This window comes from Acidovorax sp. GW821-FHT10E04, from assembly GCF_059415185.1.
In genome coordinates this window covers 345,683-361,342 of sequence record NZ_JBWKMT010000001.1, presented here as the reverse complement: position 1 = coordinate 361,342, position 15,660 = coordinate 345,683, and the positions used below count along the sequence as shown (strand labels likewise).

The following is a 15,660-nucleotide window of genomic DNA, read 5'->3' as shown; positions in this document are numbered from 1 at the left end:
CGGCCTAAAGTCCAGCCATCCACCACCGTTCTTTGTACACCCCATGACCACCTACCAAATCGCCACCATTCCCGGAGACGGCATCGGCAAGGAAGTGATTCCCGCAGGCCAGCGCGTGCTGGAAGCCCTGTCCGCCCAGCACCCCGGCCTGCAGTTCGCGTTCGAGAATTTCGGCTGGGGCGGCGACTGGTACCGCGCCCACGGCGCGATGATGCCGGCCGATGGCCTGGACGCCCTGCGCGGCAAGGACGCCATCCTGTTCGGTTCGGCCGGCGACCCGGACATCCCCGACCACATCACGCTGTGGGGCCTGCGCCTGAAGATCTGCCAGGGGTTCGACCAGTACGCCAACGTGCGGCCCACGCGCATCCTGCCGGGCATCGACGCGCCGCTCAAGCGCTGCACGCCCCAGGACCTGGACTGGGTCATCGTGCGCGAAAACTCCGAGGGTGAATACTCCGGCGTGGGCGGCCGCGTGCACCAGGGCCACCCCATCGAGGCCGCCACCGATGTCTCCATCATGACCCGCGTGGGCGTGGAGCGCATCCTGCGCTTTGCCTTCCGCCTGGCCCGATCGCGCCCCCGCAAGCAACTCACCGTCATCACCAAGAGCAACGCGCAGCGCCATGCCATGGTGATGTGGGACGAGATCGCCGCGCAGGTGGCTACCGAGTTCCCCGATGTGCAATGGGACAAGGAACTGGTGGACGCCGCCACGGCCCGCATGGTCAACCGCCCCGCCACGCTGGACACCATCGTCGCGACCAACCTGCACGCCGACATCCTCTCGGACCTGGCCGCGGCGCTGGCCGGCAGCCTGGGCATCGCGCCCACCGGCAACATCGACCCCGAGCGCCGCTACCCCAGCATGTTCGAGCCCATCCACGGCTCGGCCTTCGACATCATGGGCAAGGGCCTGGCCAACCCCATCGGCACCTTCTGGTCGGTGGTGATGCTGCTGGAGCACCTGGGCGAGGCCGAGGCGGCCCGCGCCGTGATGCAGGCCATCGAGCAGGTCACCGCCAACCCCGCCCTGCACACCCGCGACCTGGGCGGCACGGCCACCACGGCGCAGGTGACCGATGCCGTGTGCGCGCTCATCAGCAGCGCACCGGCCGCGCGCAAAGCCGCCTGACCGCACTTGCCCACGGCCCGCCAAGACGGGCCGGAGCGCCCCCGGCGGGCAGAACAACAAGGCCACAAAGGCCATGCACCCGCCGCACAACCACCCTTTCGGAGACAAACCATGCGCCGCCCTACCCCCCATCCCACCTGCATCGCCCAGCCGCTGCGCCGCCCTTACCTGATGGCCCTGGCGGCGGTCGCCGCAGCCGCCTGCCTGCTGCCCGGCACAAAGGCCCATGCACAGGCCCCGGCCTGGCCCGCCAAGCCCGTCACCATCGTCGTGCCGTTCGCGGCCGGGGGCACCACCGACGTGCTGGCGCGCGCACTGGGCGAAAAGCTGGGCGTGGCACTGGGCCAGCCGGTCATCGTCGAAAACCGGGGCGGCGCGGGCGCCACCATTGGCGCCGACTACGTGGCCAAGGCACCTGCCGACGGCCACACGCTGCTGATGGGCGCGGTGCACCACACCATCGCCACCAGCGTGTACAAGAAGCTCGGCTACGACTTCCAGAAGAGCTTCGCGCCCATCACCACCGTCGCACTGGTGCCCAACGTGCTCGCCGTGGCCGCCGCCATGCCCGCCAGGGACGTGAAGGAACTCGTGGCCCTGGTAAAGGCCGCGCCCGACAAGTTCTCGTACGGCTCCAACGGCGCGGGCACCGCGCAGCACCTGATCGGCACGCAGTTCGCCACGGCCATCGGCCAGCCGCTGCTGCACGTGCCCTACAAGGGCAGCGGGCCATTGACCACCGACCTGCTGGGCGGCCAGGTATCGATGTCGTTCGACACCGTGACGCCCGTGCTGCCGCACATCAAGGCCGGCAAGCTGCGCGCGCTGGCCGTGACCACGGCCAGGCGGTCGTCCGCGCTGCCCGACGTGCCCACCCTGCAGGAGAGCGGCTTCGCGGGCTTCGACATCGGCACCTGGTTCGGCGTGCTCGCGCCCGTGCGCACGCCGCCCGAGGTCGTGGAACGGCTCAACGCCGAAATGGTCAAGGTGATCCAGTCGGCCGACTTCAGGAAGCGCATGCTGGACATCGGCGCCGAGCCCGTCGGCAACACCCCGGCGCAGATGGCCCAGCAGATCGCCAGCGACACGGCGCGTTTTGCCAGGCTGGTGGCGGACCACCGGATCTCTGCGGAATGAAGCATCCGGCGGCGGGCACAGCCCCGCACCAAACTTGCAGCAAAAAACAGCCACAAGCGCTTTACCATCAAGCGCCAAAAGCTATCAATTAGATAGCAATCAACAGGCGACTGGTGCCTGGGGTCAGCGGTGGCTGAGCCTGCGCACCGCCCAGTCGCCCAGGCTCTGCACGGCCTGTACGAAGAAGATCAGCACCAGCACCACGGCCAGCATGATCTCGGGCAGGAAGCGCTGGTAGCCGTAGCGGATGCCCAGGTCACCCAGGCCGCCGCCGCCGATGGCGCCGGCCATGGCCGAGTAGCCCGTGAGGCTCACGAAGGTGATGGTCAGGCCCGCCACGATGCCGGGCAGCGCCTCGGGCAGCAGCACCTTCCACACGATCTGGCTGGTGGTCGCGCCCATGGCCTGGGCGGCTTCCACGAGGCCGTGGTCCACCTCGCGCAGCGCGGCCTCCACCAGGCGCGCCACGAACGGGGCGGCGGCGATGGTCAGCGGCACCACGGCCGCGGCCGTGCCGATGGACGAGCCGGTGATGAAGCGCGTGAACGGGATGATGGCCACGAGCAGGATGATGAAGGGCGTGGAGCGCACGGCGTTGACCAGCCAGCCCACGAGCTTGTTGACAGGCCCGTTTTCGAGCACGCCGCCCTGGTCGGTGAGGCGCAGGAACACGCCCAGCGGCACGCCCAGCAGGCCGCCGACCAGGCCGGAGATGCCGACCATGACCAGCGTTTCCCACAGCGACGAGGCGAAGAGGTCCAGCATGGCCGGGGTGAAGTTGTCGAACATGTTTTTTTCCCTTCCTCAAGCCGGTACGGCCACTTCTTCGACGGCGACGCCACTGGCGCGCAGGTGCGCCACGGCGCCGCGCAGGCGGTCGGCCTCGCCGCTGGCATAGACGGCCAGCGAGCCGAAGGTCTCGTCCTGGATCTCGTCCACCTGGCCATGCAGGATGCTCATGTCCACGCCGAACTGGCGGATGAGCTGCGACAGGATGGGCTGGTACGCGCTGTCACCTGCGTACGACAGGCGCAGCAGCTGGCCCGTGCGGTCCGGTGCCGTGGCAGCGAGCTGAACTGCGAGCGTGCGCACGTGGCCGAGCACGCTGGCGGGCAGCTCCTGCGGCAGGATCTCGTCGATCAGGCTCTTGGTGATGGGCTGCTGCGGGCGCGTGAAGACATCCAGCACGCGGCCCTGCTCCACGATGCGGCCGGCCTCGATCACGGCCACGCGGTCGGCCACCTGCTTGATGACCTGCATCTGGTGCGTGATGAGCACCACCGTGAGACCCAGCTCCCGGTTCACCTGGCGCAGCAGGTCGAGGATGGAGCGCGTGGTCTCGGGGTCGAGCGCGGACGTGGCTTCATCCGAGAGCAGCACCTTGGGGCGGCTGGCCAGCGCGCGCGCAATGCCCACACGCTGCTTCTGCCCGCCGCTGATCTGCGCCGGGTAGCGTTGGGCCAGGGCCGACAGGCCCACCAGGTCCAGCAGCGGGTTCACGCGTTCGCGGATGGCGGCCTTGTCCATGCCCGCCAGTTCCAGCGGCAGGGCCGCGTTGTCGAACACCGTGCGCGAGGACAGCAGGTTGAAATGCTGGAAGACCATGCCGATCTCGCGGCGGGCATCGCGCAGCTGGGCATCGCCCAGCTGGGTCAGGTCGCGGCCATTGACGATGACCTGGCCCGTGGTGGGGCGGTTGAGCAGGTTGATGACGCGCACCAGCGAGCTCTTGCCCGCACCACTCTTGCCGATGATGCCGAACACTTCGCCCGGCGTGATGTGAAGGTCGATGCCCTTGAGAGCCTCGACCGGGCCTTGTGAGCCCTGGTAGGTTTGGGTGATACCCCGTAAGTCGATCATGAAAAAGCAGTGGCGCGTCACAGGACATGCCGATGGTCCGTGGCGCGCGGTGAGGAATGGGATGCGGGACTGTATCGGCGAATCGTAAGTTCACAAACGATTGAAAAATCGGGTGATTAGATCCACAGGTTATGAAGACCGTGATAGGTCTACCTTCACCGCTCCTAATTGCATAGCATCTGGCGCAATACCATTCAGCGCAATTCGCCAATTTTCCTGCTTTTTCATGAAGGCTTGAAAATGATCTCCCAAGAACGATTCTATATTTCAACTTTTGTTGTAATATCGAATCATGCAAGAACCCGACGTCATCCGATCCCTCGCCGCCCTGGCCCAGGAAGTGCGCCTGCGCGTGTTCCGCGCGCTGGTGGTGGCCGGCCAGGACGGGCTCACGCCCGGGGCGCTGTCCGAACAGCTGGGCATTGCGCCCAACACGCTGTCGTTCCACCTCAAGGAGCTGACCCACGCGGGCCTGGTGAGCCAGGAGCGCCAGGGCCGCAACCTGATCTACCGCGCATCGTTTGCCACCATGAACGAGCTGCTGGCCTACCTGACCGAGAACTGCTGCCAGGGCGCCGCCTGCCTGCCCGGCACCGCCACCGCCGCCTGCGATTGCTGACCCACAACCCACGCCACGGCCCACGGCCGAAAGGAAGCCACCATGAAGCGATTCCACGTCCACCTGCATGTCGATGACCTCGCCAAGAGCATCGCGTTCTATTCCCGGCTGTTCGCGGCCGGCCCCGCGCGCGTGGAGGCCGACTACGCCAAATGGATGCTCGAAGACCCGCGCGTGAACTTCGCCATCTCCACCCGCGGCGACAAGCCCGGCGTGGACCACCTGGGTTTCCAGGTGGACGAGGCCGGCGAACTGGCCGAGCTGAAGGCGCGCGCCCAGGGCGCCGACATGGCCCTGCTGGACGAAGGCGCCACCACCTGCTGCTATGCCCGCAGCGACAAGCACTGGATCACCGACCCGCAGGGCGTGGCGTGGGAACACTTCCACACGCTGGGCAACATTCCCGTGTTCAACGAAGCCGCGGCCCAGCCCGCCCAGGCCGCCTGCTGCCCCACGGGCGCGCCCTCAATCCCCGAGCCGGGCCGGGCCGCCTGCTGCGGCCCCACGGCCACCAACCCCAACAAGTGCTGCTGACCCGAACGGGACCCACGCCGACGACCCCTGCCCGCGAACTGCCCGCGCACTGACATCCCCATGCACCCCAAAAACCCTTCACAGTCCGCCCCGGCCGCCGGCATGGCGGTGTTCGAGCGCTACCTCACCGTGTGGGTGCTGCTGTGCATCGTGGCGGGCATTGCGCTCGGCCAATGGCTGCCGGGCGCGGCCCGCGCGGTGGGCGCGCTGGAGGTGGCGCGTGTCAACCTGCCGGTGGGCCTGCTCATCTGGGTGATGATCATCCCCATGCTGCTGAAGGTGGACTTCGGCGCGCTGGCCGGGGTGCGCCAGCACCTGCGGGGCATTGGCGTGACGCTGTTCGTCAACTGGCTGGTCAAGCCGTTTTCGATGGCCCTGCTGGGCTGGCTGTTCATCCGCCACTGGTTTGCCCCCTGGCTGCCCGCCGAGCAGATCGACAGCTACATCGCCGGGCTGATCCTGCTGGCGGCCGCGCCCTGCACGGCCATGGTGTTCGTGTGGAGCCGGCTCACGGGCGGAGACCCGCTGTTCACGCTGTCGCAGGTGGCGCTCAACGACAGCATCATGGTCGTGGCGTTCGCGCCGCTGGTGGGCTTTTTGCTGGGCCTGTCGGCCATCGCCGTGCCGTGGGACACGCTGCTTGCCTCGGTGGTGCTGTACATCCTGATCCCGGTGGCGATCGCGCAGTGGCTGCGCAGGCGGCTTCTGCGCCGGGGCGAAGCGGCCTTCCAGGCGGCCATGGCGCGCACCGGCCCGTGGTCCATCGCCGCGCTGCTGGCCACCCTCGTGCTGCTGTTCGCGTTCCAGGGCGAGGCCATCCTGCGGCAGCCCCTGGTGATCGCCCTGCTGGCCGTGCCCATCCTGATCCAGGTGCTGTTCAACTCCGCGCTGGCCTACGGCCTGAACCGCGCCGTGGGCGAAAAACACAGCATCGCCTGCCCGTCGGCGCTGATCGGCGCATCCAACTTCTTCGAGCTGGCCGTGGCCGCCGCCATCAGCCTGTTCGGACTGCACTCGGGCGCGGCGCTGGCCACCGTGGTGGGTGTCCTGGTCGAAGTGCCGGTGATGCTGCTGGTGGTGCACGCCGTCAACCGCAGCAAGGGCTGGTATGAAGCCGGTATCTGACGGCCCGCGCGCGGCAGGCCGTCCCGGCGATGGCCCTCAGGCGTCTCGCGGGCCGTGCCCCATCACCGCGTTGACCTTGCCCACCAGGGTCTGGGCATCGAAGGGCTTGACCAGCAGCTCCATCTGCGCGCCGAGGAACTGCGGCGTCATGGCCGCCTGCTCGGCATAGCCCGTCATCAGGATGACCTTGATGGACGGAAACTTCTCGCGCGCATAGTCGGCCACCTGGCGGCCGTTGGGGCCGGGCAGGCCCACGTCGGACACCAGCAGGTCAAAGTGCACCGCCCCCGAGAGCAGGGCCATGGCGGCGCTGCCGGTGGCGGCCTCCATCACATGGAAACCCATGTCGCGCAGCAGTTCCACGGCCAGCGTGCGCACCGTGTCGTCGTCTTCCACCACCAGGGTGGAATCGGGTCGGCGCGCGCTGGAGAGATTGGCCACCGGCTCGGGCAGCTCGGCCATCGCCTCGTGCTGCGACCGCATGAAATACAGCGCCACGCTGGTGCCCAGCCCCACGGCGCTGTCCAGCACCGCAAGGCCGCCGGACTGGCGCATGAAGCCGTAGATCATCGACAGCCCCAGCCCCGTGCCCTGCCCCAGCGGCTTGGTGGTGAAGAACGGATCGAAGGCGCGCGCGATCACATCGCCCGTCATGCCGGTGCCCGTGTCCCGCACCGTCACGCGCACGTAGTCGCCCGGCTCCAGCCCCGGCGTGGCCTGCGCGGTGGCGGCGTCGGCATGCACGTTGTCGGCCGCGATGTACAGCGCACCGCCGCCCGGCATGGCATCGCGCGCATTGATCGCCAGGTTGACCACCGCGCTCTCAAACTGGTGGGCATCGGTCAGCGCGGGCCACAGGTCCTGCGGCAGGTGCAGCTGCAGCGCGATGTTCTCGCCGCACGTCGTCTTGAGCATGGACTCCAGCCCGCCCAGCGAGGACACCAGGTCCACGGGCCGGGAATCCAGCGGCTGGCGGCGCGAGAACGCCAGCAGGCGCTGCGTGAGCGACGCCGCTCGCTTGGCCGCCGCCAGGCCCGACTCGATGTAGCGCCCCACCTCGTCATGGCGCCCCTGGGCAATGCGCTGCCGGATGAGCTGCAGCGGCAGCACGATGCCCTGCAGCATGTTGTTGAAGTCGTGGGCGATGCCGCCGGTGAGCTGGCCCACGGCCTCCATCTTCTGGCTCTGGCGCAAAAGCTCCTCGGCGTTGCTGAGCGCCTCCTTGCGCAGGTGCTCCTCGGTGGTGTCGCGGCCCACGGCCTGGATGAAGCCCTCGCTGGGCACGGCGGTCCAGGCGATCCACCGCTCGCCGCCGTCGCGATGGCGGTAGCGCGCGGTGATCTGGCGGCGCGTGGGCTCGGTGGCCAGCAGGGCCATTTCGTCCTGCACCTGCGCCATGTCGTGCCCATGGGCGAAGGCCGCCAGCGGATGGCCCACGGTCTCGGCCTCCGACCAGCCCAGCGTCGCGGTCCAGGCGGGATTCACGGCGGTGATGGTGCCGTCCAGGCGGGCCACCAGCAGCACGTCGTCCGAGAGCTGCCACAGCCGGTTGCGGTCGGCCGTGCGCTGCGCCACCTGCTGCTCCAGCGACGCCGCCACATCGCGCCACTGGCGCAGCGCGTTGAACTTGCTGGTGGTCTCGATCACGGTGTCCAGCATGCCCACCACCGCGCCGTGCTCGTCGCGCACCGGGCTGTAGCAGAACGTGAAATAGGCCTGCTCGGGGTGGCCGTAGCGGTTCACCTCCAGCGGGAAATCCTCGATGAACGTGGCTTCGCCGGCATAGGCGCGCTCGGCGATGGGACCGATGGTGGGCCAGGCCTCGCTCCACACATCCTTGAACGAGCGCCCGAGCGCCTCGGGCTTGTTGCCCAATATCAGGCGGAACGCATCGTTGTAGATGGTGGTGAACTGCGCCCCCCAGACCAGGCATGACGGAAAGCGCGACGCGAGCAGGGCCTCGACGCAGTAGCGCAGCGTGGCGGGCCATGCCTGCATGGGCCCCAGCGCGCTGCCCGCCCAGTCGTAGCGGCGCACCTTCTCGCTCATGGCGCCCTCGGCGCGGGGAAATGGCAGCACGGTGGCGGGCGGGGAATCGTTCATGGTGGATGGGGCGCGGCGGCAGCAGGGGCTGGCGCCCAGGCACAAAGTGCATGCAGTCTACAGGCGAAGCGCCACCGCTTCGCGAACCCCGGCACCCTCAGGCGCCCGCGACGGCGCCGCGCCGCTGCACCCGGCGCGACACCAGGAAACCCAGCACGAAGATCCCCAGCGCCGCCACCGAGAACACGGGCGGCAGCCATCCCCGGTCCACGCTGAACGCCACGGCGAGCACCCCGAGGGACTGGCCCAGGAACAGCAGGCACGCAAACAGCGTGACCGCCGTGCCGCGCGCCTGCGGCGCCATCTGCGTGGCCTGCACCTGCAGCGTGTTGTGCAGCATGTAGAAACCGATGCCCGCCAGGAAACACCCGAGCACCGCCCACGCCACCCACGGCGCCCAGGCCAGCAGCAACAGGCCGCTGGCGATCAGGGAGGCCCCGGCAAGCGCCAGCCCCTGTTCGCCGAGCGCGGCCAGCCACCGGCGGGCGAACATGCTGTAGAGGAGCCCGCCCACGCCATAGAGCACCATCGCGCCGCCAGCCGCCGAGGCCGACAGGCCGAAACCGTCGACCAGGCGCGCGGGCACGAAGGCCAGCGTGCCAAAGGCCAGCGCCCCCTCGATGGACACCACCGCGAGCACCCAGCGCACGCGCGGCATGCGCAGCAGGTTCCGGGTGCTGGCCAGGTAGGCCGCCAGCGAAAACCCGGCCCCAGGCTCCTGCGCGCCCGCGGGGTGCGCCGCTGCGGCCCCGCCGGCCCGCAGGCGGCGCAGCAGCAGCACCGCCGCCGTCATGAACAGCACCGAGAGCACGGCGAACGCGCCACGCCAGCCCAGGGTTTCGGTGGCAAAGCCGCCAAACCACTGGCCGGCCATCATCCCCGTGACGGTGGCCACCATGAGGCGCGCCAGCGTCTCCTGCCGCTGCCCATAGTCCACCTCGTCACCGATCCAGGCCATGGACAGCGGAATGATCCCCGCCGCCGCCGCCCCCATGGCCGCACGCGCGACCACCAGCACGGTGAAGCTGGGCGCCAGCGCGGTGGCCGCGCTGAACACCGCGCAGGCTGACGTGGCGCCAATGATCACCTGCAGCTTGCCCAGCCGGTCCCCCAGCGGTCCGTAGACGAGTTGCAGCACGCCATAGGCCACCGCGAAGGCCGCCACCACGGCGGAGGCATCGCCCGTGGTGACATGGAACTCATGGGACAGGGACACCAGCATGGGGTCGCACACACGCATGGACGCCATGCTGCAGAAAGCTGCCAGGCTGATCAGCCGCAGCATCGTCGAAGAAGAGGTCATATGACCCGATTGTGGGGCGGCGCGCGCCACGGTGCAGGCACACCCGCCAATGGCCCGCAAACCGCCGCGCGGCCCTGAGCCGCCGGCCGCCCGGTGGTTCGGACGAATTCACCGGCCAGCACTGGCCCGCGCGGCATCCGCGCCCAGGGGGCGCCGGACTTGCCCGACAGACACGCCTGCGCGGGCCTCAGCCCTTGGCCAGGTTGAAGCTGGTGTCGAAGGTGCCCCGCACATCCAGCCGCTGCTTGATGAGCCCGGCCGCCAGGTAGAAGTCGGCCGTCTTCTGCTGGTCCGCCAGCACCTGGGCGTCGATGTCCTGCCAGCGCGTGGCGCGGCGCTCGAACTGCAGTTGCGCGGCGTCGGCCGGGATGCCGATGATGCGGGCGAGCGACTGGCCGAACGGCTTGGCGTTCTGGTAGGACCACACCTGGGCGCGCGCCACGCGCTCCTTGAAGTCCTGCAGCACCGCGCGCTTTTCGGCCAGCGCCGCGTCGGTGGCGGCCAGGAAGGACAGGCCCGTCCACAACCCCCGGCCGCTGACCAGCACGCGCGCATGGCCGCTGGTCTCGGCCAGCGCGGTGTAGGGCTCCCACGTGGCCCAGGCGTCCACCGAACCCTGCGTGAGCGCGAGCTTGGCGTCGGGCGGCGGGATGAAGCGCAACTGCACGTCGTCGGCCTTGAGCCCGGCGGATTCGAGCACCTTGAGCGTGACGAAGTGGCCGATGGAGCCGCGGTTGGTGGCGATGCTCTTGCCCTTGAGGTCTGCCGCCGTCTTGAGCGGCGAGTGGGGCGCCACCAGCACGGCGGTGCCGTACGCGTCCGACCGGCTGGCCGCAAAGGCCTTGACCCGGCTGCCCGCCGCCAGGGTGAACAGCAGCGGCGCATCGCCGATGGGCCCGAAATCCACGGCGTTGGCGTTGAGCGCCTCGGCCAGTGGCGCTGCGGCCGGGAACTCGCTCCACTTGATGTCGTAGGGAAGGTTCTTCAGTTCGCCCGCAGCGTCGAGCAGGGCCTGCAGCCCGCCCTTCTGGTCGCCCGCACGCAGCAACACGCGCTGCTGGGCATGGGTGAGCACGGGCGAGAGGAACGAACTGGCGGCAACGGAAGCGGTCAGCAGATGGTGGAATTGGCGGCGCAGCATGGTGGTCGGGTGTGAAAGGGGGTTGGCACTGTCGAAGGGACTCTGGCTTCCATTGCATCACCCGGCCCGCGCTCCACCAACGAAGCCTTGCGACCATCCATATGCGGTTTTCGCATGCCGAGCACGGGCCGCTTGCAGGCACCCTGCCCCGCCCTTGCTGCCGCTGCAACGACCCGGCGCACCCCTGGGGTCAGTAGCCCCGCGCCCCGTCCACCACGTCTTCCAGCGGCTCCCCCGCCACATGGCGCGCCAGATTGGCCACGAACTTGTGGGCCGTCAGCTGCGCTGCGCCCTGCGCCGCCCATGACACATGGGGCGTGATCCGCACGCGCGGGTGGCTGTACAGCGGGTGGCCGTCGGGCAGGGGCTCGGGATCGGTCACGTCCAGCGTGGCGCCGGACAGGCGCCCGCTGTCCAGCGCCTGCAGCAGCGCCTGCGGGTCCACCAGCGCACCGCGTGCAATGTTCACCAGGTGCTGCCCGGGCCTGGCGTGCGCCAGCGTGGCGGCGTTGATGAGATGGTAGGTCTGCGCGGTGATCGGCAGGGCCAGCACCAGGTGGTCCGAGGCCGCGAGCAGCTGCTCGATGGAGCCGACCGTGCGCACGCCATCATCGCCCTGCACCTGCGCTCCGCCGCGTCGCAGCACCGTCACCTGCATTCCGAATGCCCGCGCCAGCCGCGCCACCTCGCGCCCGATGGCGCCGTAGCCCGCGATGCCCAGCGCGCGCGCCTGCAGCGTGCCGGGCAGGTGCTGGTCCACCCGCGCAAACGTCTCGCGCCACGGCCCGGCGCCAGATACCTGCAGCGTGTCCCATGCGCGCTGGTGCGTCAGCAACGCGGTCAGCACATATTCGGCAATGGGCACGGCCGCCACGCCGCGCGAGCAGGTGACCTGCGGCACCTGCAGCAGCCAGGGCGGAAAGAAGTCGATGCCGGCCGACGCCACCTGCACCCATTTCAACCGCCCGGGCCAGCCTGCGGGGGCGGTGGCCGGCGCATGGCGCCAGCCGTTGCGCGGGCCGGTGAAGAGGATGTCCACATCGGCCGCGCGATCCCAGGCGGGCACATCGGCATCGTCGGCCGCCAGCACCACGGGCAGGCCCGCGACCTCCAGCAGCGCATCGGCCTCCGGGCCTGCCTGGTTCAGAACGACCCAGCGGTCGGCACCTGCGTTGGCATCATCGTCGTCACGTGCATCGACCGTGCCGCTGCCAGGATCGTGCGCAGCCAGCACCGCGCTCATGCGGCCCCCACGGCCAGCGCCCTGCGGCCCGCGGCAACATAGGCGCTGTCGTCCTGCGGCGTGTGCACGCGGCCGCACAGCACGTCGCGCAGGTGGCGCTCCAGCGGGTTCTTGCGCGCCAGGCCGTGGTTGCTGGTCAGCTCCAGCGCGGCCTGCACGGCCTCGATGGCGTTGCGCGTGGCCAGGGTCTTCACCAGGCCGCTGTCCACGGTGGGCACCAGCGTACCGGCATCGAGGTCGTGGGCCAGGCTGACGATCAGGCGGTCGTTGGTGAGCAGCAGGCCTTCGATGCGGCCCACGGCCTCTTGCGCGCGGGGCAAGGTCGCCAGCGGCGCGCCCAGGCTGGCGGGCACGCGCTCGCGCAGGAACTGCACCAGCCAGTCGCGCGCGGCGCGTGCCACGCCGGTGTACAGCGCGGCCAGCATCACCGTCATCTCGGCCTGCATCGCGGGTTCGCCGCGCGCCCAGTCCTGCGGCAGGCGCAGGTCCAGCGCGTGCGCGTGGGGTATCAGCACATCGTGCAGGTGCACATCGTGGCTGCCGCTGGCGCGCAGGCCCAGGTGGTCCCAGGTCTCCTCGATGCGGATGCCGGGCAGGCCCGCTCGCACCAGGAAGGCGCCGGTGCGCGGCGTGGCCTCGTCCGTGCGGGCCCACACCACATACCAGCGCAGGATGGGCGCGCCGGTGGAATACACCTTGTGCCCGCTGATGCGCCAGCCCTCGGCCGTATGCCGCGCCACCGTGGCCGGCAGGCCGCCACGCGCGGGCGAGCCCAGTTCGGGCTCCACGCGCAGTGCGTTGATCAGTGAGACCTCATGCACCGATTCATTCACCAGTTGCTGCGCCAGCGCCGGCGGCCAGGGCGAGCCGGGGCGGCCCATGCCGCGCTGCTGGATGTACTGCATGGTCAGCACCAGCGCCGTGGCCGGGCAGCCCTGGCCGATGGCACCGACCACCTCGGCCAGCTGCGCGGCCGAGGCGCCCTGCCCGCCCAGCGACCGCGGCGCGGCCAGGGCCAGCAGGCCGGCCTGCTGCAGCTCGGCGAAGTTGGCGTGCGGAAAGCTCCCGTCTCGGTCGTGCACCGCGGCGCGCGCACCGAACTCCGCCGCCAGCGCGCGTGCGGCTTGCCCCCAGGTCAGTGGCGCATTCACTGCAGCACCTCGGGCTGGTCGCGCACGATGATGTCGAACAGGCTCTTGAACGCGAACTGCGCACCGCCCGGCCCGCCGATCTGCGCATGCGTGCGCAGCGCGATCTCGTGCGGGATGGGTTTGGGGGTGCCGGCGGCTTCGGCCAGCAGCTGGGCCTGGCAGGCGTTCTCCAGGGCGATGTACCACCACGCGGCAGCCTCCACCGACGGGCCCGCCGTCAGGATGCCGTGGTTCTGCAAAATGACGGCCTTTTGCGCGCCCAGGGCTTCGCCGATGCGGAAACCTTCGTCGGTCTCCAGCACCACGCCGGTGAAGTCGTCGAACAGCGCGTGGTCTTCATAGAAGATGCACGAGTCCTGCGTGAGCGCGTCAAGCTTGCGGCCCAGCGACGACCAGGCCTTGCCGTAGGTCGAATGCGTGTGAGCGGCGGCCACGATGTCCGGCCGCGTCTCGTGCAGCGCGGCGTGAATGGCGAACGCCGCGCGGTTCAGCGGGCCCTGGCCCACCACGATCTCGCCGGCAGCGTTCACGAGCAGCAGGTCGGACACCTTGATCTGCGAGAAATGCAGGCCCAGAGGGTTCACCCAGAAGTGGTCCGTCCACTCCGGGTCGCGCGCGGTGATGTGGCCGGCCAGCCCGTAGTTGAAGCCCTGCTGCGCAAACAGCCGGAAGGCCACGGCCAGCGTCTCCTGCCGGTGGCGGCGCTCGGCCTCGACCGTGGGGCGGGCCGCCGGGGCGTCGAACCAGTCCTTGCGCCGGGGCTGGGCGTTGGGGACAAGAGTGTGAATGGCAGGAGGGGGTGTGAGGACTGCAGACATGGGCAATGGCTTTCGGAAGCGGAGAGGGTTGGCAAAAGCAAGAGGCGGAAGAACGCAGCCACCTTAGAAGTCCCCTCCCGCTTAGCCAACGAAGAAATCCGCGTGACCACATGCGGTTTTTGCATGACCCACAGGAACGTTGTCCAGCTCTATCGCCAGCGTAGCGCCAGAGCCCTTTCGTTCTGCGGTGGAGCAGCCTTGCTGGGCAATGGATTGCGATTGCCAATCGTGGCGCCCAGGCGCGATGCCACGGGGGATGGGCGGCGCGGTTATGCCCCACACGCGCCAACTCTTTCGATGAGCGCCGACTTACACGGATTGGGCGCTCTGACGTCAGGCTCCCGCCGCGTACCGAGGCCGTGCTTCGGACGTCCGTGACTGGAACGCGCCGGGATGGATGTGCGCACGGAACCGCTTAGCGCAGTCCCACCCATCCGGCGAACGAAAACCCGTGGAAATCCGGAGCGATTCAGCTGGCGGGTCAAAATGGCTCGACCTGAGCCCGTCAATCAAGCATGTCCATGGCCGCGTTCGCCTCTCATCCTCTCCTGAATGATCACAGCGCGGCAACAGCGGCACGCTTGATAGGGTCGGGGCACGGACAACGCCCCCTACTGAAAAATCCGGCGAGAAGGCCTTCACACAACCGTCGCGCCGTGCGAATCTGCGGCCTCGGACGGGCGGCGAAGCGAAGTGCATACTGTTCCGACCGCGCGAAAAAACTCTCTTCTCCACGTTGTCAACGCTTCACCAACCTTCTCTTTTCATCATCAGTTATCAGACCATGATCGATTTTTCAAAAATTAGGGAATGTCGCATGAACACTCAGCCTTTTAGATGGGCTGAAATATCGAATCTCTATTCACAGGCCGATTGCGCTGCGCTTTCCGAAACCTATCCTCACGATCACTTCCGGACCATTGAGGCTTATGGAGGAGAGAAAGATTACCGGTATGACGCCCGTTCTCTGATTCCAATGGGCGAGCAAACCATATCGCATGCCGAATTCCTGAGTCTTCCATGGCAGCAACTGGCAAAAGACCTGCTTTCCACTGAATACCGGATGGCGATGTCGTCAATCACCGGCCTTGACTTGACTAGCCTTCCGATGGAGGCGCATGTGTACCACTATGGCCGTGGCGGGCTTCTCGGCCCCCATCGCGATCTTCCTGAAAAAATGGTTACCCATGTCTTTTATTTCAACCACAAGTGGCACCCCACGGACGGAGGTTGCCTCGCCATCCTCAATTCTTCCGATGCAAAAGACATTGCCGCCTTGGTGAATCCGGTCATCGGGAATTCAGCCACCTTTGTGAGGTCAGACAATTCCTGGCATGAGGTGACACGGGTTTCAGAGCGAGCCAGCCAATCCCGGCGGAGCGTGACTGTGACGTTTTATCAGCCTGGATCCGTCAGTTCAATGTGGCCCGCAGGCGTGGAGATGGAATTGCACGACTACGCAGCTTGACCTGCTTTCTCGCTCAATGCACA

General features: G+C 68.5%; 14 protein-coding genes. 6 read left to right on the top strand and 8 right to left on the bottom strand.

Going from position 1 to position 15,660, the window contains the following annotated elements:
* Positions 1–43: 43 nt before the first annotated feature.
* Both AC07OC_RS01610 and AC07OC_RS01605 read left to right on the top strand, forming a co-directional pair.
* Positions 44–1,135: a tartrate dehydrogenase gene (locus tag AC07OC_RS01610; protein ID WP_218294678.1), complete on the top strand. Its 1,092-nt coding sequence runs from the start codon at positions 44–46 to the stop codon at positions 1,133–1,135.
* 171 nt (positions 1,136–1,306) lie between these two features.
* Entirely contained in the window at positions 1,307–2,272 is a 966-nt protein-coding gene (locus AC07OC_RS01605; protein WP_218341175.1) for a tripartite tricarboxylate transporter substrate binding protein, read from the top strand.
* A 123-nt stretch (positions 2,273–2,395) separates the two neighbouring features.
* On the opposite strand, the gene AC07OC_RS01600 is transcribed toward AC07OC_RS01605, so the two are convergent.
* A complete protein-coding gene (locus tag AC07OC_RS01600) occupies positions 2,396–3,061 on the bottom strand; it encodes a methionine ABC transporter permease (RefSeq protein ID WP_218294677.1) in 666 nt (221 codons plus the stop codon).
* A 15-nt stretch (positions 3,062–3,076) separates the two neighbouring features.
* Entirely contained in the window at positions 3,077–4,132 is a 1,056-nt protein-coding gene (locus AC07OC_RS01595; RefSeq protein ID WP_218341043.1) for a methionine ABC transporter ATP-binding protein, read from the bottom strand.
* 292 nt (positions 4,133–4,424) lie between these two features.
* Here AC07OC_RS01595 and AC07OC_RS01590 point away from each other — a divergent pair, with 292 nt between their 5' ends.
* The 3 genes from AC07OC_RS01590 to arsB are packed head-to-tail and all read left to right on the top strand — an operon-like array spanning position 4,425 to position 6,410.
* The gene (locus AC07OC_RS01590) at positions 4,425–4,751 is read left to right on the top strand and encodes an ArsR/SmtB family transcription factor (RefSeq protein ID WP_218294675.1); all 327 of its coding nucleotides are present in this window, start codon (positions 4,425–4,427) and stop codon (positions 4,749–4,751) included.
* A gap of 42 nt (positions 4,752–4,793) precedes the next feature.
* On the top strand, positions 4,794–5,285 hold the full coding sequence (locus AC07OC_RS01585) for an ArsI/CadI family heavy metal resistance metalloenzyme (protein ID WP_218294674.1): 492 nt from the start codon (positions 4,794–4,796) through the stop codon (positions 5,283–5,285).
* 60 nt (positions 5,286–5,345) lie between these two features.
* Positions 5,346–6,410: an ACR3 family arsenite efflux transporter gene (arsB, locus tag AC07OC_RS01580; RefSeq protein ID WP_218294673.1), complete on the top strand. Its 1,065-nt coding sequence runs from the start codon at positions 5,346–5,348 to the stop codon at positions 6,408–6,410.
* A 36-nt stretch (positions 6,411–6,446) separates the two neighbouring features.
* Here the strand turns inward: arsB and AC07OC_RS01575 are convergent, their stop codons facing one another.
* The 6 genes from AC07OC_RS01575 to AC07OC_RS01550 all read right to left on the bottom strand — a co-directional run bounded on the left by AC07OC_RS01575 (position 6,447) and on the right by AC07OC_RS01550 (position 14,169).
* Positions 6,447–8,513, bottom strand: a complete 2,067-nt coding sequence (locus AC07OC_RS01575; protein WP_218294672.1) for a hybrid sensor histidine kinase/response regulator — start codon at positions 8,511–8,513, stop codon at positions 6,447–6,449.
* A 97-nt stretch (positions 8,514–8,610) separates the two neighbouring features.
* On the bottom strand, positions 8,611–9,816 hold the full coding sequence (locus AC07OC_RS01570; protein ID WP_255591468.1) for an MFS transporter: 1,206 nt from the start codon (positions 9,814–9,816) through the stop codon (positions 8,611–8,613).
* A gap of 187 nt (positions 9,817–10,003) precedes the next feature.
* A complete protein-coding gene (locus AC07OC_RS01565; protein WP_218294671.1) occupies positions 10,004–10,957 on the bottom strand; it encodes an ABC transporter substrate-binding protein in 954 nt (317 codons plus the stop codon).
* A gap of 190 nt (positions 10,958–11,147) precedes the next feature.
* Positions 11,148–12,200, bottom strand: a complete 1,053-nt coding sequence (locus AC07OC_RS01560; protein ID WP_492244879.1) for an NAD(P)-dependent oxidoreductase — start codon at positions 12,198–12,200, stop codon at positions 11,148–11,150.
* Entirely contained in the window at positions 12,197–13,351 is a 1,155-nt protein-coding gene (locus tag AC07OC_RS01555; RefSeq protein ID WP_369642681.1) for an acyl-CoA dehydrogenase family protein, read from the bottom strand. The genes AC07OC_RS01560 and AC07OC_RS01555 overlap by 4 nt, the downstream gene beginning before the upstream one ends.
* Positions 13,348–14,169 (bottom strand): class II aldolase/adducin family protein, encoded by an 822-nt coding sequence (locus AC07OC_RS01550; protein ID WP_218341039.1) that lies wholly within the window; start codon positions 14,167–14,169, stop codon positions 13,348–13,350. Before AC07OC_RS01550 ends, AC07OC_RS01555 begins: the two co-directional genes overlap by 4 nt.
* 817 nt (positions 14,170–14,986) lie before the next feature.
* Here AC07OC_RS01550 and AC07OC_RS01545 point away from each other — a divergent pair.
* Complete coding sequence (locus AC07OC_RS01545; protein ID WP_218341038.1) at positions 14,987–15,637, top strand: 2OG-Fe(II) oxygenase; 651 nt, start codon at positions 14,987–14,989, stop codon at positions 15,635–15,637.
* Positions 15,638–15,660: the final 23 nt, after the last annotated feature.